Raw genomic sequence first — 20,881 nt, forward strand, 5'->3', positions numbered from 1 at the left:
GTATTGCTTATGAAAGTGCTTCGTTATATCGTCCTTCTGCTGGCCCTGGTGATTTATGCCGGGGGCTGTTCCACGTCCGTCATGCGGGACCTGCACCGGACGGGGCTGGTTACCGATGATTACCGCTACGGTGATCTGTACCGCTTGTCGAACCTGCCGCAGTTTCGCGCCGCGCCGCCGCCCTGTCCGAAGCCCCAGTTTCCGGCCCGGTTGCCCGACCACCTGTACGTCATCGGCGACAGCTTTCTGGAACCGGCCCGCATCGACTCTCGCGACTTTCCGACCGAACACTACGCTTATACGCACTGGGAACGTCCCCGGACGGTCCAGCTCCACCCGAATCGCCGGAATGTGCTGATTCTGGAAAGCGTGGAGCGGCATTTCCGCGAGCACTTCGGTCAGGTGGTGAACCAGATCCGGGTCGTATCAGATTCTACGCGGGTTCAGCCGGAAAAAGTAGCGGAGGTCCGCTGGCCACAGCGCATCCGGGAAGCGGAGGAACTGATTTCGGCCCCGGGTATCGAAGAACGGCTGGAAACCCTGCTCTTCGGCAACGACCTGTTTCTCTGGCTCAAGGAGCAGAAAGCCCGGTTTAATCAGCACTGGTTTGACCGCGTCAATCCCAAAGTTACCGTGACGCCGAACGGGCAGCATGTCCTGTACGGGCTGGATACCGACAGTACGCTCATCCATTCTTCGTTCAGCCCGGTGACCGATGCCGAGGTGGCCCGGCTGGTCGATTCGGTCAACGCCACCGCGGAACGTTACAAACGCCTGGGTTTCGACGAGGTGTATCTTTCCATTATTCCGAATAAAACCAGCATTCTGGCTCCGGAACTGGGCCGCTATAACCACCTGATCGAACGGGTGCAGCAGCATCCGGCGCTCCGGGTGCCGGTCATCGATGTGTACACTCCGTACCAGACGAGTCGCCAGCCGGTTTATCAGGTCGGCGATTCGCACTGGACCTGCGAAGGCAAGGCAATCTGGCTCCAGGAAGCGGCAAAGATTTTCCGGCCGGCGAGTTAAACGGGAATCCCGTGGTGGCCCTGATCCCACCCCGTATTCCCTCAGGTTCCGGAGATTCTTTTCCCCACAAATTGACGCGCATCCATGCACATGGCTGTAACTATTAAAAAACTGGAAGTTTCGGACCTGGATGATTTTACAGCCCTCGTTCACGTATTCGAAAACGTATTTGAGGTACAGCCGCTCTCCGCACCGGACCCTGCCCGGCTCGGAGAGCTGTTGACCCGGCAGGATTTTATCGCGTTGGTGGCCCAGGCCGAACAGGAGGTCGTCGGCGGCCTGACGGCTTACCTGCTTCCGCAGTATTACCCGGTCAAACCGCATGTGTATCTATACGAACTGGCCATCATCCCCGACTTTCAGCGGCAGGGAATCGGGCGGCAGCTGGTAGACGAATTACTTCGCTACTGCCACCAGATCGGCGCCGGGGAGGTCTTTGTGCAGGCGGAAGCCATCGACAAACACGCCATCGAATTTTACCGGACAACGGGCGGCATTCCCATGAAGGTTTTTCACTTCAGCTATCCCCTGAAAGACTGACGGCAACGCAAAAATCTGCTTTATCCGGCCCTAACCTCGCCCGATTTGGCGTAAGTTTGCCGCATGATTCGATTTGCTATCCCACTCTTCTTTCTGACCCTTTTTGCCCTTTTTGCCAAAGCCCAGTCCGAACAGCCGCTCCGCTTTGCGTTCGTTACCGACACGCACATCGGTGCTCCGGCCACGGCCGCGGAAGATTTGCAGCGGACCGTCGCCGACATCAACACCCAGTCGGGACTGGCGTTTGTGGTGGTCACGGGCGACCTCACCGACTTTGGCACCGAAACCGAACTCCGGGAGACCAAACGCATCCTCGACCAGCTGATTTATCCGTATTACGTTTTTCCCGGGAACCACGATTCCAAATGGTCCGAAAACGGCTGTAACGTCTTTCGGCAGGTGTTTGGGGCCGAACGGTTTGCGTTCACGGCGGGCAAATACCGGTTCGTTGGCTGCGGCAGCGGCCCCAACATGCGGATGTCGCCCGGGCTGGTGGCGCGGGAAGATGTGCTTTGGGTCAAAAAAGAACTCGAAACGCTGAAACGGACCGGCCAGCCCCTGATTTTCATGAACCATTACCCGCTCGACGAATCGCTGGCGAACTGGTATCTGCTCACCGACGAGCTGAAGGGCGTCAACGTGCAGGCGGCTTTCTGCGGTCACGGGCACCGCAACCGGTCGATGAATTTTGAAGGCATCCCGGCCGTCATGGGGCGCTCCAACCTCCGGGCGACCGATCCGGTGGGCGGGTACAACCTCGTCACAATTCAGAACGACACGATGCGGTTCGAGGAACGTACGCCCGGCCTAACGACCAGGCCCGTCTGGAACACGATAGTTCTCCGGAAGCACGATTTCAGCAAAGACAACACGCGCCACCCCCGCCCGTCGTACGCCCTCAACCAAACCTACCCGAACGTCCGGCCCGACTGGGAGAAGCAGGACAGCAGCGACATCGGCGCGGGCATCGTGGCCGACCGGCGGCTGGCGGTTTATCCCAACACCCACGGACAGGTGGTCGCTCTCGACCCCGAAACCGGCCGCGACCGGTGGCGGTTTCAGACCGGCGGCAAAGTGTACGCCACCCCGGACCTGACCTCAAAAGGCGTGGTGGTCGCCTCGACCGACGGCACGGTTTACTACCTGAACCGGAAGAACGGCAACGTCATCTGGAAACAGGCGACCGGCCGCCCCCTCGTGGCCTCCCCGCTGGTAGACGGAAAAACGGTTTATATCGGCAGTTCGGAAGGGAAGTTCCGGGCGTTTTCCCTGAAAGACGGAGCAAAACTCTGGGAATTTGACGGCGTAAGCGAATTTGTCGAATCCATCCCGACGGCCGACGACCAGCGTGTCTATTTCGGTTCGTGGGGCAGTACGCTGTACGCGCTGGACAAAAGCACGGGTAAGCTCGCCTGGAAATGGACCAACGGCAAGCTGCGCAACTTCTCCCCGGCGGCCTGCACGCCCATTCTGGCCCACAACCGCGTCTTTATCCAAACGCCCGACCGCACCGTGACGGCTCTCGACGCCGCTACCGGCCGCGAAATCTGGAAATCAAATCAGCATAAAGGCTTTGAATCCATCGGCGCTTCGGAAGACAAGTCGGTCATTTACATCAAGTGCATGCAGGACAGCGTCTACGCCCTGTCCACCCGCTCCGGCCAGATGCAGGCCGACTGGTTTGTCAACTGCCGGTACGGCTACGAAATCTCCCCGTCCCCCATCACCGAAAAAGACGGGGTCGTGTTCGTCCCTACCGACGACGGTGTCATCTACGGCCTCGACAAATCGACCCGCCGCATCCGCTTCGCCCACAAACTCTCCAACGCCATGGTCAACCGCATCCAGCCCCTTTCGCGCCGCCGCGTGCTGGTGACGACGATGGACGGGAAAGTAGCGGCGCTGCGCTTTGAATGACTGAATGTTGAATGACTGAATGACTGAATAGCTCCGCTAATCTGGACCCTGCGGAGCTATTTAGTCATTCAATCATTCAACATTCAGTCATTCTAAAACGGGTACCCTACGGCGATGTTCAGAATCAGGTTCTCCCTCCGCCAGGCGCGGTTGCCGAAGCGGATGTTGTCGCCGACCCAGCGTTCGCCTTCGGGCAGGAAGGGTTTGTTGAGCGGGAAAGCAAGGTCGAGGCGGAAGACGAAGTAGGAAAAATCGAGCCGGATGCCCGCGCCCGCCCCGACGGCCAGCTGTTTGTACCAGTCTTTCCCGAAAACGGAACCGGAGCCGAACGTCAGCGTGTCTTTGAACATCCACACGTTGCCGACGTCCAGAAAAACGGCTCCCTGCAGATACTTGTTGAACTGGGGCCGGAGTTCGGTGCTGAATTCGGCCTTGATGTCCCCGCCGCCGTCCTGAAGGAACACCCGCCGGTTGGACCGACGGGGCGTATACGAACCCGGTCCGACGCCCCGCGGCCGAAACGCCCGGATGCTGGTGCTGCCTCCGGCGAAGAACTGCTTCACGAAAGGCATCTTTTCGGAATTTCCGTAAGGCACCCCAACTCCCACGTTGATCCGGTTGGCCCAGGTCAGGCGGGGCGACATCCGGAAATAATAGCGGTTGTCGGCATCGACCCGGACGTACTGGGAAATGGGAACGCCGAACAGGGTCTTTTTGCCATCTTCATCTTCATCGCGGGCCAGTGCGCCGATGAGGTTGCCCGCCGGTTCGGCATTAAAGGTCGTCCGGAAGGTGTGGCGGCCCGCGGTCCGGGGAGAGGAATTGTAGTTGAAACTGTAGACCGAATTGAGGATCAACTGGTCCGAGGCCAGCAGGTTTTCCAGTTCCTCGTCGTTGTAATTAAGTGTATCCGCGTCCGTAAACAGGGCAAAGAACAGGGGGCCAAAATTTCCCGTCCGGACATAGGTAGCCCCCAGCGGCTGGAAGGTCTGCTCGATTTTGGCGTTCTTCTGCCAGGCGTAACTGATCGAGCCGCGGAACTGGTTCAGGGTGTAGAGGTTGCGCCGGATGATGGCATCATAGCCGAGCGTAAAATTGGTTTTGGGCAGCAGCTGCCGACGGTCGTACCGGAAGCGAATGGGCGAAACGAGCCGCGGAAACGAAAGCGTGGTTTCGAGCCCGTAGCGGTAATTGGCCAGCCCCACCGAGTCGGTGCCGCCGCCGATGAGCCAGTCGATGCCAACGTTGGCGTTGATAATCAGCAGTTCGGCGCGGTTCAGGGAGTTGCGGTTGCGCCAGCCCAGCGTCAGCTGCGACCCGGCCAGGTTGTTGGACTTGGTCACCCCCGCCAGTTCGAGCCGGGCCGACTTCTTGGGATAGGGCGTCAGATAATAGTGCGCGTCCAGAAAAGCCGTGTCGTTTTCGGTCAGCGGCTGAAAGCGGTTACGGACAAACTTAAACGTTCCGAGGTTGATGAACCGCGACAGCGTCAGGTCCTGCGCCCGGCTGTTATAGCGGCGGCCCGGCCGAACGCTCAGCACATCCCGGAACAGCTTCGGATTATACGTCCCGGCCGAATCCACCACCAGAATCCGCCTTCCGTACGGGACCGCCCGGCGTCGGTTCGTATCGTTGACGGCCTGCGTCTGGAGGTTGCTGGTCAGGGTGTAATTCGGGTAAATGAACACATTACGGATGTAATATTGCAGTCGGGCGGCCTCCGGCATGTCCGGTTTCAGGGCGACGTACAGGCGCATTTTCCGGGTTGCGTAGTTGGTATCGGCCAGAAACGCGACGTAATCGGGCTGGAAATAGTAAAAGCCCTGACGCCGCAGCAGCGAACTGATCCGCTCCTGCTCGGCCTGAATGACCGGAAAACGGTACGGTTTTTCCTCCCGCAGCAGCGAATTCTTATTGGCCTGTCCCAGCGCCTTCTGCACCGCCTGGGTCGTGTCGGTCGTCAGCGTGATAATCGAATCGAGGTAATAACGGGGCTGGACGTTTACCTGATAAACCGCCTTTTCGAAGTACTCTTTCGGTCCCGGTTCGAGTCCGCCGCGGGCGGTGGAACGGAAGTAGCCTTCGTTTTCCAGCTGCTGCGCAAAAATAAGCGCGTTGGACGAAATGGCTTTGGCGCTGGCGAAAACCGGGGGTTCGCCGAACCGGCGGCGGAACCAGCTCCGGAAGTCGTTTTCCCGCCGGGGTTCGCCCACCATGTAATACAGCCAGACCTTGAACGGAAATCCCAGAAGCCGCTTGTTGGGCTTGGGCCGGGCCATGTCCTCCAGCATCGTTTCCAGGCCGGACGCCTCCTTTTTCCCGATGGTCGAATCGGTCTGCATCCGGATTTCCGAGCTGTAAAACAGCTTCTCATTCCGGGGCAGTTTGCCGCTCAGGGTGCAGGAAGACAGGGCGAAAAGAATGCCGCAAAAGCTCAGCACGGCGGTCCGGTGCCCTTTCGGCCCCGCCGCTGTCCGGCCTGAATCAAAACGTGGGTTCATAGTGTATCTTCCTTCTTTTTCCCGAACAGCTCACTCAGCAGATTGTAGTCCACCGTGATGACAAAACCGACGCCCGTTTCGATGACGTAGCCCTCCAGGGTGGCCGTGGTGGACGCCTGATACGCGTTGTTGCGGTAGAAACGCAGGGCATAGCGGCCGTCGCGGGACAGGTTGTAGTTCAGCGAAGCGTTGTCGAAGACCTCGTTCGGGTTGCGGTTGATGCCCGTATTGTTTTCCAGCACGAAATTGCGCCCGACGGTCACCGTCAGCCGCCCTTCGAGGAAGCTCTTCGACAGGCCCACGTTGAAGTCTGTGCGGGTGCCCGAGGTCGTGTTGGTGTAGGCGTTCTGCGACATCAGGTTGAAATCGAAATCAACACCCTTGATGATGTTCGACGCAAACCGTTCCAGCTGTTCGGACAGGATTTTGCTGACGCTGTTGCGGGCAATCAGTTCCGCGCTGTTGCCGCTGCTGCCGCCGCCCGAGAAGAAGCTGGCCGAATTTTCGGCGATGAAATTATTCAGGACGAGCAGCGCAAAAACCTGCTTGTTCATCTGCGACTGGTCCTGGCGGAGCAGGCGGAGTTTGTCTTCCACATCCGACAGCACGTTGGATTCGACGATGAAGTTCCGCTGTTCGGGCAGCCGGATGTCGAAGCCCAGCTGCGGGGCGCTCAGCAGCCCTTTCATGGTCAGCACGACGTTGAAGGGCAGCTTCTGCCGGTAGGCCGGGGTCAGCTGGCTGGTCGATTCGTTGGCAATCAGATTTTCCGGGGCGGCGTTGGCCTCGTAAATGGCCGCAATGTCGAGCGTGGCTTTCAGCGGGTCGCCGGTCCAGACGATGGAACTGCCTTTGTTGATTTTGAACTGCCGCTTGAGCACCTGGTAAGTCAGGGCGTACTCCCCTTCCGTCACGTCGTAGCGGCCCAGCAGGGTAAGGTCGCCGGAAGAATTCATCCCGACCGTCAGGCGGGCGTTGCCGCGGGCACGCAGGTTGTCGCCGTTCAGTTCGTCGATGATGATGTTCATTTCCGACTTTTCGTTTGCCTCAATATTGAGCGAAATGTTGGAATTGGCCAGTTCTTCGAAGCGAATCCGGGTGTTGGTCGTATCGACTTTCGGACGGGTCAAATATTTGCGCAGGGCCAGCGTATCGTTGCGGTCGATGAACACCACCGTCTGCCGCGCCTCGTTCAGCGCCGGGGTCTGGTCGGGCATTACCACCGTCACTTTGCTATTGTCTTCCAGCTTGATATCCCCGACAACGGAAGGCGAAGCCCCTTTGCCCCGAATCCGCAGGCTGGTGGTGATGGCCGCGTTTCCGTAGACATAATCGTTGTCTTTCCGGCCCGCATTCAGGACCTGAAACTTGTTGGCCGCCACCCGCAGGTCGTAGGAAACGTTGGGCACGTCGCTGACCGTAACCGTCCCGTTGGTCGTCAGCACCTGCCCCTGCGCGTCCTGGATGTTGAAGTCGGTAAACCGAATGGCCTGATTGTCGAAACGCAGCGTCTCATCCTTGATGAGGTAATAAGCGTTCAGCTGCGCCAGATTGAACCCGACCGAATCGAAATTCATCTGCCCGTTGATGCGCGGGGAGGAAATCGGTCCGGCCACGTCGATGTTTCCGCGCAGTTCGCCGCGGGCATCCCGCAGCTGGCCGAAGCTGAACGCCTCGATGGTCCGGGCGTCGATCCGCCGCAGCGCGATCTGGAAAGCGAGGGCATCAGGTTCGCTGGTGGGGTTGTAAAAGCCCCGAACCTCGGCGTCGTTGTAAGGTCCGGCAACCGTCGCATTGACCCCGATGCGCCGGTCGGCATCTTCAAACCGGGCGCGTACGTTTCCGATGGGTTGCTGCATGACCCGCAGGCTATCGACCGACAGGTTGCCAACAAAGCGCAGGTTCGTGAAATAATCGCTCAGAATGACGTCGCCGTTCAGCGTGCCGCTCGCCATCGTCGTGTCCTGGTTCGCCAGCTTGGCCATGTCCGACAGGTCGATCTGCCGCATTTCCACCCGCACCGGCGCATTCGGACGCGGCTCCGTGCTGTTGACGAAAATCCGCTGCTCGCCCGACTGAAGCTGGAAGCGGTCGGCCAGCAGCCCCGTTTTGCCGTACTGGATAAAGCCGGTGGTATCGCTCCGCCAGTAGCGGTAGTTGGTCAGCAGGCCGTCTACGTTCAGGCGCAGCAGGTAGTTGCTGTTTTTCAGCGCCAGCTGCCCGGCGAGGCCGTGGCGATCCTGCCCCGTCGAGTCCTTGCTCACCAGCCGGAAATCAAGCTGGTTGGCTCCGGCCTTGCCGGTCAGTTCGGTCGTGCCGATGTTGAAGTCCCCATAGCGCAGGGCCGCCACCCGGCTGTCCATCGTCAGCTGGTTGTTGACGGCCAGCAGGTTAACCGTCACGTTCTGCACCAGCGAAGTATCGTACTCGATGGTGCCCGTGGTCAGGTGGGCGATGAGCGTCGTGTCCAGCCGGTTGTCGATGTAAGCGTCCAGGCGGACCGTATCCATCCGGGTCAGGTTCGGCACAAAAGCCTGCAACAGCGGGTGGTTGTGAATTTTGGCGTCGATATTGGCGTGGTACGGCGGCTTGACCGTGCTGTATTTCAGGTCCGGAATGGTAAAATACCGGTTTACTTCTCCGGCGATGAGGTCGTACAGCCGCGTGTAGGCATAATTGCCCGTCACGTCGATCTGCCCGAACGGAACGCGGGCGCGCAGGATCTTCTCCGCTCCGGCGGTGCGGGCCAGCAGGTACAGCGAATCAATCGGATACGTTTTGTTTTTGTAGGAAACCACCGTCTCGCGGGCAATGAGCTGGCCGTCGGGCAGGGTCGGATTGGTCGATTGGAAATCGAGAATAAACCGGCCTTTGACGCTCAGCGGCTCGTTGTAGAAGCCCAGCGGCTGGAGGTTCAGTTCGTTGATGTCCACGGTTCCGTCCAGGGCCGGATATTCCGTCTGCAAGTCCACGCGGGTGTCCACCACAATCCGGGCGTTCGGGTCGTCGAGCGAACCCCGCAGTGCCAGATTGCCCCGCACGTACTGGCCCTGGGCGTTGAACCGCTGGTACCGATACCGGTTCAGCACGGCCTCCGTCAGGTTGACCGCAAAGGTGGCGTTGGCAGATTTGGGGTCGATGCCCGTCCCGTTGAACGTGGCCTGTCCGCTGATTTCGCCAACCTGTGCCTCCTGCCCGATGAAACGCCCGGCGTTGAAGTCCTGCAAATTGAGCGTACCCTGATAGCGCTGGTTCCGGCCCGTCACAAAGTTCGCCAGCCGTCCGTCGAACGCCGCCGTTCCCCAGTCGGTTTGCAGGCGGGCGTCGGCGTCCAGATTGTTCAAGGTGCCCGTCAACCGACCCGCCATCCGGAACCGGGGCGGCAGCCGAAACGACTCGGGCAGCGTACCGGCCGGCAGCATCTTGGCGAGGTCGCTCCGGTTGGTGGCCGCATCCAGAATGGTCATGTTCACCCCAAAAAGCTCAGGATTGGCCACGTTGCGGAGCTGGCCGCGCGCCACCAGCCGGGTACCGGAAAAGGCGGCCATTTCAAACACCGGAATCGACAGGTTGGCCAACGTGCCCGATGCCCGGGTGTTGAACCGGATGTAGGCGTCGCGGTTTCCGGCAAACGGCGGCGTATCGGCCAGAAACGGAGCCAGCTGCAGCACATCCGACACGGCCAGCGCACTTTGCCGCAGGTTCATCTGCACCCGGATGCGCTCGGCCACCCGCGGATTGTCGGCCCGTTCGAGCTGCGCCAGCGAATCGTAGCGAATCACCAGCCCGTCGCGGAGAATGGATTTGCCCGTCTGCACATAGAGGTTGGTGAGCGACGTCATTTTTTCGCCGTACTGCGCATCCACGTCCAGCCGCTGCATCACGAAACCGCTCCGTTCGGAGAAATGCCCCTGCCGGATGTTCCCGGCAATACGCTGGGGGCTATACGCCAGATTCTGCCCCTGCAGGCCGAGGTTCTGAATGTCGAGGTTGTAGTAGTCCAGACCGGATTTCTGCACCGGCTGGTTTTTGTCGGAGTAGCGGATGCGGTTCCCGGCCAGACTGGCGCGGCGGACCAGCACTTGCCAGTTGTGGCCTTCGTTGCCTTCGGGTCCGACGGGGTCCGGTTCGTTCTTGCGGGTCTTTTTGTCAAAGGTGGCGTTGAGGTCCGAGTTCTGGAGCGTGAAGGACCGCAGCCCCAGCCGCTGGCCGTTCAGGTAAAAATAATCGGACTCCAGCCCGAGGTAGCCGATGGCGCCTTTGGTGGTAAAATCCATCGTTTCGATGCGTACGTCCCAGCGCGAGCGCCGGATTTTCCAGGAGCCCAGTCCGAGGTCGAGCGTATCCCCGACCGCCGCTTTGGCCGCCGAATCCGCCGGGTTGTCGATGCCTTCGTACAGGCGGACATTCGCCGCCAGCCCGTCGATGGTGGCCTCGTTGAGGTGAAACTGCGAACGGTTCAGGTTCGTTTTGTCGAAGGTCGTCCGCAGGCTGTCGAGGTAGGTGTTCAGTTCCATGCCCACCACGTCGTCGTGGTACCGGATGCGAACGTCTTTGAGCAGGGCCGCCGTCAGGCTGATGTCCAGCGGGGCGGCCGTGGTATCCTGCGGCTTGGGCGGGGCTCCCGTGTCGAAGGCATCGATGATGTACTGAAAATTAAAGTCCGGCGATTGGTCGTTTGGGCTGGCTTTCAGGCGATTGACATTCAGCCGGACCTTATCCAGTTCCACTTCGTTGATCGCAATCCGGCTTTGCAGCAGCCCGAGCATATCCATGTTGACGTACAGCCGCTGGCCCGAAAGCAGCGTGTCGCCTTTGGGCGTGATGAAGAGCACGTCGTTCAGTTCGATCCAGTCGGGCAGGCGGTACGCAATGCGGCCGATCCGGAACGGCGACTGGAGTTTTTTGGCGAGGTAGCGGTTGACCTGCCGGGTCACCAGCGTCTGGCCCCAGGGTGTCACGGTAACTACGCCGACAAAGGCGGCTATCAGAATAATAAGCGCCAGAAAGAAATAGAGAATATAAAGCAGGTATCTGTTCACGACTTCCGATGCGTCCTGGTGTAACGTCCGGAACAGCGGTTGGGTAGGCAGGTTCCGGCACTTTTCGTTGCTTGGCAAACGGGCAAACGCCGCTTTATGTTACAAATGGAGATAATTTCCTATTTTCCGCCCCAGGTTGCGGCGCCGCTGTCCAAAGCCCCAATTCATTCTGGTCTTTATAAAAATGAAAAACAATCCCCGCGTTCTGAACGCCTGGTGCCTGTACGACTGGGCCAATTCCGTCCACTCGCTGGTCATCGTTTCCAGCATTTTCCCCGTTTATTTCAGCGCCACGGCCCTCAACGAAGCGGGCGGACCGGTAATCGATTTTCTCGGATTTTCGGTCAAAAACACCGTTCTGTTCTCCTATGCCGTTTCGGTTTCGTTCCTGATCGTGGCCCTGTTGAGTCCGTTCTCCACCGCCATCGCCGATTACAGCGGGCAGAAAAAGGCGTTCATGAAATTTTTCTGCTACCTCGGCTCTGTCAGCTGCGGACTGCTGTATTTCTTCACCCGGGAAACGACCACGTTTGCCGTTTTCTGCTTTGTGCTGAGCCTCATCGGCTGGAGCGGCAGCATCGTGTTTTACAATTCCTACCTGCCCGAAATCGCCACGGAAGACCGCTTCGACCGGGTCAGCGCGCGGGGCTTTTCGATGGGCTACGTCGGCAGCGTGCTGCTGCTGGTCTTCAACCTGACCATGCTGCTGTTTCCGCAATGGTACGGCGGTCTTTCGGGGGGTCAGGCGTCGCGGATTTCGTTTCTGACCGTGAGCCTCTGGTGGATCGGTTTCGCCCAGATTCCCTTCCGCCTCCTGCCCGACCCCGTCCGGCCCGACCGGCCCCAGGGCGACAACCGCTGGCTGTTCAACGGCTTCCGCGAACTGAAAAAGGTGTTTCGGGAAGTGCAGCACCACAAACTGCTCAAGCGCTTTCTGGTGGCGTTTTTTATCTACAACATGGGCGTGCAGACGGTCATGTACATCGCCACCATTTTCGGCAGCGACGAGCTGAAGCTGCCTTCGCAGAGCCTCATTGTGACCATCCTGCTGATTCAGCTGGTAGCCATCGCGGGGGCGAGCTTTTTCGCCCGGCTGTCGGAGCGGGTCGGTAATATTTACGCGCTGATGGTGGCGGTTTTCATCTGGATCGGCATCTGCACCGGCGCGTACTACCTGACGACGGAGTACCAGTTTTACGCCCTGGCGACGGTCGTGGGGCTGGTGATGGGCGGCGTACAGTCCCTTTCCCGCTCGACGTATTCAAAATTAATTCCCGAAACGACGCACGACACGGCTTCTTATTTCAGCTTTTACGACGTGACAGAGAAAATGTCCATCGTGCTCGGCACGGCGGTATATGGTCTGATTGAGCAGGTTACGGGCAGCATGCGCAACAGCATCCTGGCGTTGCTGGTCCTGTTTGTGGCCGGTCTGCTGCTTTTGTGGCGCATTCCTTCTCAAAAAGTTTACGGCGTGCGCTTGCAGTCTTCCTGAATTTGTCTACTTTTGTGCCACCAAACACGGATTTGGCCGGTTTTCTGCCGGATCCGTCGGTACACAGGATGTTAGCTCAGTTGGTTCAGAGCGCCGCCTTGACAGGGCGGAGGTCAGCGGTTCGAGCCCGCTACATCCTACCAGACCTGCCCCGATTTCTCCCCGAAATCGGGCTTTTTTTTGGGCGTTATCCCGTACACTAACTTCCCGGTTAGTTCGATAAACTATTCCCGGCACATTCTGTATTTTTCACGTTCGGTTTTCCGTTTTCCCTTGCACCCCTATTTTCTTCCGTTCTTATGACGGGTAAACCAGGTCTTGATTCTTACTCCCGCGAACTCCTTCAATGCGTCCTGCAGGGCTCCCTTTCCTGCGTGGTCGTGCTTGAAGCGCTCTATGATAACAACCTTGAGGTAGCTGATTTTCAGATTGTCATGGCCAATCAGGCGGCCCTCGACATGGCCCGGATGCCGTCCGACCGCATCATCGGGACCAGGATGAGCGTCCTCTTCCCCGGCATGATCCAGGGCGATGTGTTTCAGCGCATGAAAACGACGCTGCAAACCGGCCGCCCCGATTACTTCGAATGGCAGCATACCTATTACTACCAGAAACGCGTCGGCTGGTTCGAAACCTCCACCACGGCCTTTCAGCAGTTTGTGATCGTCACGTTTGTGGACGTGACCGAGAAGAAGAGCCGGGAACTGCTGCTGACCGAAGTGCTGAATACGTCGCTGACGGGCATCTTCGCGGCGCGGGCTGTTCGCGGGGCGGACGGGACGCTGACGGATTTTGAACTCACCCTCGCCAACGAGGCGCTGGGCGGGCTGATGGGCACCCGCGGCGAAGGGCTGGTCGGCCTTTCGCTGCTGTCGATTTTCCCGACCATCCGGGAGTTCAACACCTGGAAATACTACGTGCTGGCCCTGGAAACGGGGCAGCCCCAGCGGTTCGAACAATACTGCCCCTACGAAGGCGGAGAAGCCTGGTTTGATGTGTCGCTGCGGACCTGGGGCGACGGCGTGGTGGCCAATTTTATCGACATCAGTGCGGCCAAGCAGGCCGGGCTGCGCATCCAGCAAACCGCCGACCTGCTCCGCAGCGTCCTCGACGGGTCCCAGAGCGCCATCATCGGCTTCGATGCGGTGCGGGATGAATCCGGGCAGGTGGTGAACTTCCGCTACATTGTCCAGAATGCCGTCAACCGGCAGCGGATCGGACGCAGCGATGAAGAACTGATCGGCCATACCATGCTCGAATTTTTTCCGTCCGTGAAAGAATACGGCCTGTTCGAGCGCTACGTCCGCGTGGTCGATACCGGCGTTCCCGAACGGTTTGAGCTTAAATACAACCACGACCGGCTGAATGGCTGGTATGACGTGACGGTGGTCAAGCGCAACGACGGCATTGTGCTGACGCTGCTCGACAAAACGGAATCGCACCGGGCCGAAGAGCAGCGCGAGGCCCTGCTGGAGGAACTGCGCCGGTCGAACGAAAACCTCGAACAGTTTGCCTACATCGCTTCCCATGATTTGCAGGAGCCGCTGCGCAAAATCCAGTCGTTTGCCGAAGTGCTGACCCACGAGTTTGCGCCCGAGCTTTCGTTTCAGGCGGCGGACATGATTACCCGCATGCAACGGTCGGCCGACCGGATGCAGACCCTCATCCGTGACCTGCTCACGTTTTCCCGGCTGGCCACGCAGAAAGAGCCGTTCCGGCCGGTGAACCTGAATACGCTGTTGCAGGATGTTCTGATCGACCTGGAGACCGCCATTCAGGACAAGAACGCCGAAATCCTTCTGCTTTCGCTGCCGGAGGTGAAAGGCGATGCGCTCCAGGTGCGGCTCCTGTTTCAGAATCTACTGAGCAACGCCCTCAAATTCAGCCGCACCGACGTGCGGCCGCAGATTACCGTCACGGCCCGGGTGGTGCCGGCCATCGAAACCGAAATTACCACGCTGCAGAACCTGAAGGAAACCTATCACGCGATTACCGTCGCGGACAACGGCATCGGCTTCAACGAAAAATACCGGGAACGCATTTTTCTGGCATTTCACCGCCTGCATAACCGCAGCCAGTACCCCGGCACGGGCATCGGCCTGGCCATCGTCCGGAAAGTGGTGGACAACCACCGGGGCAGCATCACCGTCCGCAGCGAAATCGGCGTCGGTTCGGCCTTTACGGTGTATCTGCCGGTGAAGTGAAGGAGGCCGGGAAAACTGTCTGACAACGTATTAGTCTAACGCTGGCAGAGATCTACGAAGTCAAAGGCTTGAGTTAGGCAACCATTCCATTGACTGAGTAATACATCGCTTTAAGTATACCGATCTGACTATTATAAGTACTTTGGTGATTCAGTATAATTAAGCCGATTATTCATTAAGAAGTGTTTGCTAATTATGACCAAATCAGTGTCAGAAAAAATGGGCATTAAGCCGGGGAGCCGTGCTATACTCATCAACGCACCCGCTGAGATTCTTCAAGCTATTGAACTGCCGGATCTTGAGTTCGGAACTAAGCTTGAGGGCGATTTTGATTACATTCACCTGTTCGCCAATAGTCAGGCTGTGCTCCATGAGCAGTTACCCAAGGCGAAGGATTGTTTGAAACAAACGGGTGCGCTTTGGGTGTCATGGCCCAAAGGCAACCAAAAAGGCACTGATTTGACACTTGCCAAAGTTATTGAAATAGGTTACGCCAAAGGATTAGTCGAGAGTAAATGTTTAAGTGTAGATGCGATCTGGTCAGCCTTAAAATTTACCTATCCTAAAGAAGGAAAAAGCTACAATAACAGCTACGGAAAACTTCAAAGCAATCCAAGTAAGTGAACTTAGCTTTGATCTGAAAGCTTGGGTGAAATGTTAATGGAAATGATTAGGGCCAAAGGAACAACTAACGGCCGAGTCAATAGTTATGGAAAAAAGCTAGTCAAGAGATAGACGATCAGTTCTGGTGATACTTCCATTACCTTTCAGCTACATAACAGGCATTAAAGCACTTCAAAACAGAAAATACAGCGCCTTGCCTCCAAGAACGGGAGACAGGCGCTGTTTTCTTATTTTCTTTCCTTACAGCGACGGCACAAATTCCATGTTGGCGTCCTGCTGGGTTCCGGAGACGGGAACGCGGTTGCGGAGGACGAGCTTCCCGCGCGAAAGTTCAACCAGTTCGAAACGGCCTTTAAACTGGCTGATTTCGATGTCGATGGCTTTGGCGTCTTCGGTCAGAAACCACGTCCCGCCGTTGATGATCTGTTTCGTCACCCGGTCGGTAGCGCGGGTCACGTTGTTTTCCCGAAACTGAATGTCCAGCCCGAAAATGGCCTGCGTCTCGATGCCCAGACGCGAGTTGGCAATGGTCTGGCCCTGTACGTCGGTAATCCGGTTCAACTTCCAGCTATTGGCAACCAGCAGGGATTTGGGGTCGCTGTCAACTTCCGTTTTTTTGCAGCCGGCAACCACGCCCAGCAGAAGGATGGTCAAAAAAAGCAGGGTGTACTGTTTCATAAACATGAGTATTCGTCTGGGTAAGTAACGAAGAATTGCTTCGGATTGTGTGAGGGAGTCGTAAACAATAACGACACGAATGTAGTATATTTGAACAAAATGTCATCCATGAAGGCCGGGGAGATTATCAAACGCTGCGTTCGTTTTGTTGCATTCGTTGTGGTCTGTAACGCAACGTCGGCCACCGCCCAGAGTACCCTTTGCTCCGACCGCCTCAATTTTCAGCCCGCTACTACGCCCAATGCCATCGGCTGGCAGAAATTCCCGGAATTCCGGCTGCCCTTCCCGGTTGTGTACGGCGGCCCCCGCCTCAACGAACCGGCCCTGGAGCCGCTGCGCCACGGTTTTTCGCACCTGACCGTGGTGAGACCCGACGAAGGTCCGCAGATGACGCCCGCCCGTCAGGCCATCGAATTTTACGGACTGGCCTACGGCCTCAACCAACCCTGGGAAACGCTGGAAAGCCCCTGGGGCAACGACCTGAACGCGTACCGGGCCAAATGGGACCAGTGGCTCCGCGACCATTCCGCCGGTCAGAACGCGGCGGGCAAATGGGTGCCGGGCTTTACGGTCCTGATGGTCGATATTGAACGGGTGCTGGAAACCGACGCCCAGATTCTCCGCCTGAAAACCAATACCCAAACGCCCGCCGACCTCCGGCAACTGCCCGACGCCCAGTTTCTGGAACGCTACAAACGGGACATGACCACGCTCTACGCCGATGCCGTCCGCTACCTGCGCGAGCGCGCCGACTTCTCGAACGTCCGGGTCACGTCCTACAGCGATGTTCCTATCCGCAACACGTACCTGAACGTGGTCGGCAACACCTGGCAGGACTGGAGTACCAACGTCGCCCGGACCAGTTTCCTCTTCCGCGACCCCGCCACCGGTCAGCCGGGTGGGCCGTTTGCGGAACAGCTTGATTTTCTGCAGCCTTCGGGCTACTACTACTACGATTACCCGAGTCCGCTGGCTCCCGACTATCTGGCGTACCTGCTTTTTCAGGTGGAGGCCAACCGGGCGTGGAGCCAGAAACCCGTCTGGCCAATTGTCTGGATGCGGTACCACGACTGCTGCGGCTCCCATCCGAAATTCATCCAGCCGTTCATGGCGGAGGCAACGGCCATTTTTCCGTTCTTCTCGGGCGCCAGAGGGCTGTGGCTCTGGGAGGTGCCCAACTTCCGGGATGCCGAGCGGCCGATGGCGGCCTACGAACACTTCATCCACGGCCTGTACCGGCTGTCGAAATTCGCGGACATGTTCGAAGGCACCTACGAGCTGGTTATCGCCACTCCCGCCCGCGACCTGATGGACAAACATCTGCCGGTCTGGCGGGGTGTGTTTAAGGCTAACAAACTGCTCATCGCCGCCCAGAACCCCTACGCCGCCGACGGGGCCCAGACGACGGTGGAGGTTTCCTACAAAAACTGGTCAACCACCATCACGCTGACGGGGCGGGAAGTGTACCTCTGCCAGTACGACCTGTCGCTGACCGGCCTCGAACCGGCCCCGCTCTCCGGCCTGACGATTTCGCCCAATCCGGCCCTGACCAAAACGACCCTGACCTTCAATGCCCTCGGCTCCGGGACCGTCGACGTGCAACTCCTCGACGTGACCGGTCGATTGGTAAAACAGCAGTCCCTTCAAACTTCTCCCGGCCGAATGCGGTTAGATTTGGACACCGCCTCCCTCCCCGCCGGCCTCTACATCGTCCGGCTGCTGGATGGGAAAACGGCGGTGCAGGAGAAATTAATGATTGAATGATTGAATTTTGAATATTGAATATTGAATGATTGGCTCCGCAGTGATTAGACTGGCGAAGCCAATCATTCAATATTCAAAATTCAATCATTCAAAATCCACCTATTCAACCATTCCCATGAATCGTCTCGCGAACGAAACCAGTCCTTATCTGCTTCAGCATGCCCATAACCCCGTCGATTGGTACGCCTGGGGGCCGGAAGCGCTGCAGAAAGCCAAAGAAGAAAACAAGCCTATTCTGGTCAGCATCGGCTATTCGGCCTGTCACTGGTGCCACGTCATGGAACGGGAGTCCTTCGAAAAAGCGGATATCGCTGAGGTCATGAACCAGCATTTTGTCTGCATCAAGGTGGACCGCGAGGAGCGGCCCGATGTGGACGCCATTTACATGGAGTCCGTGCAGGCGATGGGCGTGCATGGCGGCTGGCCGCTCAACGTCTTTCTGATGCCCGACGCCCGGCCCTTCTACGGCGTTACCTACGTGCCGCCCCGCAACTGGGTCAACCTGCTCGACAGCGTCCGCAACGCCTTCGAACAGCATTTTGACCAGCTCGACGAATCGGCCGACGGCTTTGCCCGCCACCTGAACATGAGCGTCACCGAGCAGTATTACCTCAAGGACGAGGCCCCCGCCTTCACGCAGGAAGCCCTCGACGAGATGGTCGCGGGCCTCAAAAAATCGTTCGATGCCGAAAAAGGCGGACCGCGGAAAGCGCCCAAATTTCCGATGCCGAGCATTTACGGCTTCCTGCTGCGCTACCACCACCTGACCAAAGCCGAAGACATTCTCCGCCACATCAAACACACGCTGAACCGGATGGCTCTCGGCGGCATCTACGACCAGCTCGGCGGCGGCTTTGCCCGGTATTCGGTGGACGACGAATGGTTTGCGCCCCATTTTGAAAAAATGCTCTACGACAACGGGCAGTTGCTGACGCTCTACGCCGAAGCCTACAGCCTGACCAATAGCGATTTGTACCGCAAAACGGTCTACCAGACCATCGACTTTGTCCGCCGCGAACTCACCAGCGAGGAAGGCGGGTTCTACTCGGCGCTGGATGCCGACAGCGAAGGCGAAGAAGGGAAGTTCTACACCTGGACCACGCCCGAACTCCGCGAACTGCTGGGCGACGACTACCCCTGGTTTGCCGAGTTTTACGCCATTACCGACAGCGGCAACTGGGAACACGGCCGCAACATCCTGCACCGGACCGAGGAAGACCCCGAATTTGCCACCGGCTGGGGCATGACCACCGAGCAGTTTACCCAGAAACTCGAAACGGCGCACCGCAGCCTGATGGCCGTCCGGGAGACGCGCATTCGCCCCGGTCTGGACGACAAAATCCTGTGTTCGTGGAATGGCCTCATGCTGAAAGGGCTGGTGACGGCCTACCGGGTGTTTGGCGAAACGTCGTTTCTCGAACTGGCCGAAGCCAACGCGCGTTTCCTGCGCACCCGACTGACCGACCGCGAGACCGGCCGCCTGTGGCACTCCTATAAAGCCGGACGGGCGACCCTCACGGCCTATCTGGAAGACTATGCCGCGGTCATCGACGGGTATCTGGCGCTGTACCAGGCGACGTTTGCCGAAGAATGGCTCATCGAAGCCGACCGGCTGGCCCGCTACACGCTCGACCATTTCTGGGACGGCGAAGACCGGCTGTTTTTCTTCACCGACGAAACCGGCGAAGCCCTCATTGCCCGCCGGAAAGAAGTGTTCGACAACGTCATTCCGGCCTCCAACTCCATGATGGCCCACAACCTGTACACCCTCAGTCTGCTGCTCGACCGCCCCGACTACACCGAACGGCTGGATGCCATGATGGGCCGGGTGCAGCACCTGCTGGCCCAGAACGCCGATTACCTGACGCACTGGGCCGCCCTCTACGCGCTGCGGGTTCAGCCGACGGCCGAAATTGCTATTGTGGGTCCCGAGGCACAGGCAATCCGGCAGCAGGTCGATGAGGCGGGTTTTCATCCCAACAAAGTGCTGGCCGGTACCAAAACGGAAAGTGCGCTGCCCCTGCTGGAACAACGCACGCCCATCAACGGCCAGACGGCCATTTATGTCTGTTACAACCGAACCTGTCAGTTGCCCGTAACGGAGGTCGAAAAGGCCATTGCGTCGCTGGAAGCCTGACCGCTGCCCGATTTTTCGAGTAAACGAAGCCGATTGACCACCTCTCCGGAGAAGATTCGGGAGCCCCGCAGGTTCAGGTGGTTGACGTCGTGGAAATAATTCCGGTGGCGGAGGTAGGTGGTCTCCTGAGTGTAATCCAGGAAAGGCACGCCTGCTTCCGCCGCTATTTTTTGGGCCAGTTTCATCGTCGGCGTCGGACGGACAAGGCGATAGATCGGCGAAACGACCACGACCACCTGAGCGCCCTGGCTTTTGGCTTCGGTCAGAAACGATTTGTACAGGGCAACGGACACCGAATCCAGATCAGCAGAGTGGTCGTAGGCATTCAACTCCGTCAGCGGCGACACACAGTCGCGGTGCAGGGGGTCGTACCCTTTCGAGCGGACGGCGAAGTCCGGACTTTCCCATGCTCCGGCCACCAGCGTCAGCATCATGGAGTTATACGGATACGTCCGCGAAAGCAGCTTCAGTTTTTCAAACGGTCCGCGCATTTCGACCAGCGGCCGCACGGCGGGCGTGCTCCGGTAGTACGGCAGCAGGGACGACAGTCGCTGGAACATCGCCGGGGTTTTGACAAATTCATCACACAGCAGGTCGAGGACGATGAGTTTTGGCTTCGAACGGCTCAGCATGCTTTTCAGGACGGCATAATGGTACGGAATGTAGCTCCCGTCGCGCCCCGCATTGTAGGCCGACAGGCCCAGTTCCCGTTCAAACAGCATCGTGTCGTAATGCCGCCTTGAGCGCGAGGAACCAAAGAAGACCAGGTCCGCTTTGGCCTCCCGAAAAGCGTAATTGGAATGATAATACAGGCTCCGGTGCTGGTTCCGGTAAAGCCGTTCCATCAGGTAGCCCGCGCCAAAGTCCATGCCCAGCAGAATTGCCAGAAACAGGGCCAGTTTTGCGGCAAAGCGGCGGTAGTGTTGCAAAGAATCGTATTTCATACCGGG

General features: G+C 58.4%; 12 protein-coding genes and 1 tRNA gene. 9 read left to right on the forward strand and 4 right to left on the reverse strand.

All coding sequences use genetic code 11. From position 1 onward, the window contains the following. Positions 1–9 precede the first annotated feature (9 nt). From ORG26_RS00370 to ORG26_RS00380, 3 genes are all read left to right on the forward strand, one after another. Complete coding sequence (locus tag ORG26_RS00370; protein WP_266366285.1) at positions 10–1,029, forward strand: alginate O-acetyltransferase AlgX-related protein; 1,020 nt, start codon at positions 10–12, stop codon at positions 1,027–1,029. A 90-nt stretch (positions 1,030–1,119) separates the two neighbouring features. Beyond that, complete coding sequence (locus tag ORG26_RS00375) at positions 1,120–1,569, forward strand: GNAT family N-acetyltransferase (RefSeq protein ID WP_266366287.1); 450 nt, start codon at positions 1,120–1,122, stop codon at positions 1,567–1,569. A 63-nt stretch (positions 1,570–1,632) separates the two neighbouring features. Further along, entirely contained in the window at positions 1,633–3,486 is a 1,854-nt protein-coding gene (locus ORG26_RS00380; RefSeq protein WP_266366289.1) for an outer membrane protein assembly factor BamB family protein, read from the forward strand. 92 nt (positions 3,487–3,578) lie between these two features. Here ORG26_RS00380 and tamL read toward each other — a convergent pair whose 3' ends face one another. Both tamL and ORG26_RS00390 read right to left on the reverse strand, forming a co-directional pair. Continuing rightward, a complete protein-coding gene (gene tamL, locus ORG26_RS00385) occupies positions 3,579–5,987 on the reverse strand; it encodes a translocation and assembly module lipoprotein TamL (protein WP_266366291.1) in 2,409 nt (802 codons plus the stop codon). Beyond that, a complete protein-coding gene (locus ORG26_RS00390) occupies positions 5,984–11,107 on the reverse strand; it encodes a translocation/assembly module TamB domain-containing protein (protein ID WP_266366293.1) in 5,124 nt (1,707 codons plus the stop codon). Before ORG26_RS00390 ends, tamL begins: the two co-directional genes overlap by 4 nt. A gap of 106 nt (positions 11,108–11,213) precedes the next feature. On the opposite strand from ORG26_RS00390, the gene ORG26_RS00395 reads away from it, so the two are divergent. The 4 genes from ORG26_RS00395 (at position 11,214) to ORG26_RS00410 (ending at position 15,352) form a co-directional block, all read left to right on the forward strand. Further along, a complete protein-coding gene (locus tag ORG26_RS00395; protein WP_266366295.1) occupies positions 11,214–12,524 on the forward strand; it encodes an MFS transporter in 1,311 nt (436 codons plus the stop codon). Positions 12,525–12,589: 65 nt separating this feature from the next. After that, positions 12,590–12,667, forward strand: a tRNA-Val gene (locus ORG26_RS00400). Positions 12,668–12,823: 156 nt separating this feature from the next. Beyond that, positions 12,824–14,728, forward strand: a complete 1,905-nt coding sequence (locus ORG26_RS00405) for a PAS domain-containing sensor histidine kinase (protein ID WP_266366297.1) — start codon at positions 12,824–12,826, stop codon at positions 14,726–14,728. Between the two features lie 195 nt (positions 14,729–14,923). Then, positions 14,924–15,352, forward strand: coding sequence for a hypothetical protein (locus ORG26_RS00410; protein WP_266366299.1), 429 nt, complete (start codon positions 14,924–14,926; stop codon positions 15,350–15,352). Between the two features lie 240 nt (positions 15,353–15,592). On the opposite strand, the gene ORG26_RS00415 is transcribed toward ORG26_RS00410, so the two are convergent. Beyond that, a complete protein-coding gene (locus tag ORG26_RS00415; protein ID WP_266366301.1) occupies positions 15,593–16,030 on the reverse strand; it encodes a hypothetical protein in 438 nt (145 codons plus the stop codon). A gap of 99 nt (positions 16,031–16,129) precedes the next feature. Between ORG26_RS00415 and ORG26_RS00420 the strand changes: the two genes are divergently transcribed. Continuing rightward, a complete protein-coding gene (locus ORG26_RS00420) occupies positions 16,130–17,794 on the forward strand; it encodes a T9SS type A sorting domain-containing protein (RefSeq protein WP_266366303.1) in 1,665 nt (554 codons plus the stop codon). A 115-nt stretch (positions 17,795–17,909) separates the two neighbouring features. Next, complete coding sequence (locus ORG26_RS00425; protein WP_266366305.1) at positions 17,910–19,931, forward strand: thioredoxin domain-containing protein; 2,022 nt, start codon at positions 17,910–17,912, stop codon at positions 19,929–19,931. Here ORG26_RS00425 and ORG26_RS00430 read toward each other — a convergent pair. After that, a complete protein-coding gene (locus ORG26_RS00430) occupies positions 19,880–20,875 on the reverse strand; it encodes a hypothetical protein (RefSeq protein ID WP_266366307.1) in 996 nt (331 codons plus the stop codon). The two genes, ORG26_RS00425 and ORG26_RS00430, sit on opposite strands and share 52 nt — an antisense overlap. Positions 20,876–20,881 lie beyond the last annotated feature (6 nt).

Origin of the sequence: Tellurirhabdus rosea (assembly GCF_026278345.1) — a bacterium.
GTDB lineage: Bacteria > Bacteroidota > Bacteroidia > Cytophagales > Spirosomataceae > Tellurirhabdus > Tellurirhabdus rosea.

Excerpts from the sequence above, each read along its gene's own strand:
- ORG26_RS00370 (WP_266366285.1), top strand. The coding sequence starts at position 10 with ATGAAAGTGCTTCGTTATATCGTCCTTCTGCTGGCCCTGGTGATTTAT.
- ORG26_RS00375 (WP_266366287.1), top strand. The coding sequence starts at position 1,120 with ATGGCTGTAACTATTAAAAAACTGGAAGTTTCGGACCTGGATGATTTT.
- ORG26_RS00380 (WP_266366289.1), top strand. The coding sequence starts at position 1,633 with ATGATTCGATTTGCTATCCCACTCTTCTTTCTGACCCTTTTTGCCCTT.
- tamL (WP_266366291.1), bottom strand. The coding sequence starts at position 5,987 with ATGAACCCACGTTTTGATTCAGGCCGGACAGCGGCGGGGCCGAAAGGG.
- ORG26_RS00395 (WP_266366295.1), top strand. The coding sequence starts at position 11,214 with ATGAAAAACAATCCCCGCGTTCTGAACGCCTGGTGCCTGTACGACTGG.
- ORG26_RS00405 (WP_266366297.1), top strand. The coding sequence starts at position 12,824 with ATGACGGGTAAACCAGGTCTTGATTCTTACTCCCGCGAACTCCTTCAA.
- ORG26_RS00410 (WP_266366299.1), top strand. The coding sequence starts at position 14,924 with ATGACCAAATCAGTGTCAGAAAAAATGGGCATTAAGCCGGGGAGCCGT.
- ORG26_RS00415 (WP_266366301.1), bottom strand. The coding sequence starts at position 16,030 with ATGAAACAGTACACCCTGCTTTTTTTGACCATCCTTCTGCTGGGCGTG.
- ORG26_RS00420 (WP_266366303.1), top strand. The coding sequence starts at position 16,130 with ATGTCATCCATGAAGGCCGGGGAGATTATCAAACGCTGCGTTCGTTTT.
- ORG26_RS00425 (WP_266366305.1), top strand. The coding sequence starts at position 17,910 with ATGAATCGTCTCGCGAACGAAACCAGTCCTTATCTGCTTCAGCATGCC.
- ORG26_RS00430 (WP_266366307.1), bottom strand. The coding sequence starts at position 20,875 with ATGAAATACGATTCTTTGCAACACTACCGCCGCTTTGCCGCAAAACTG.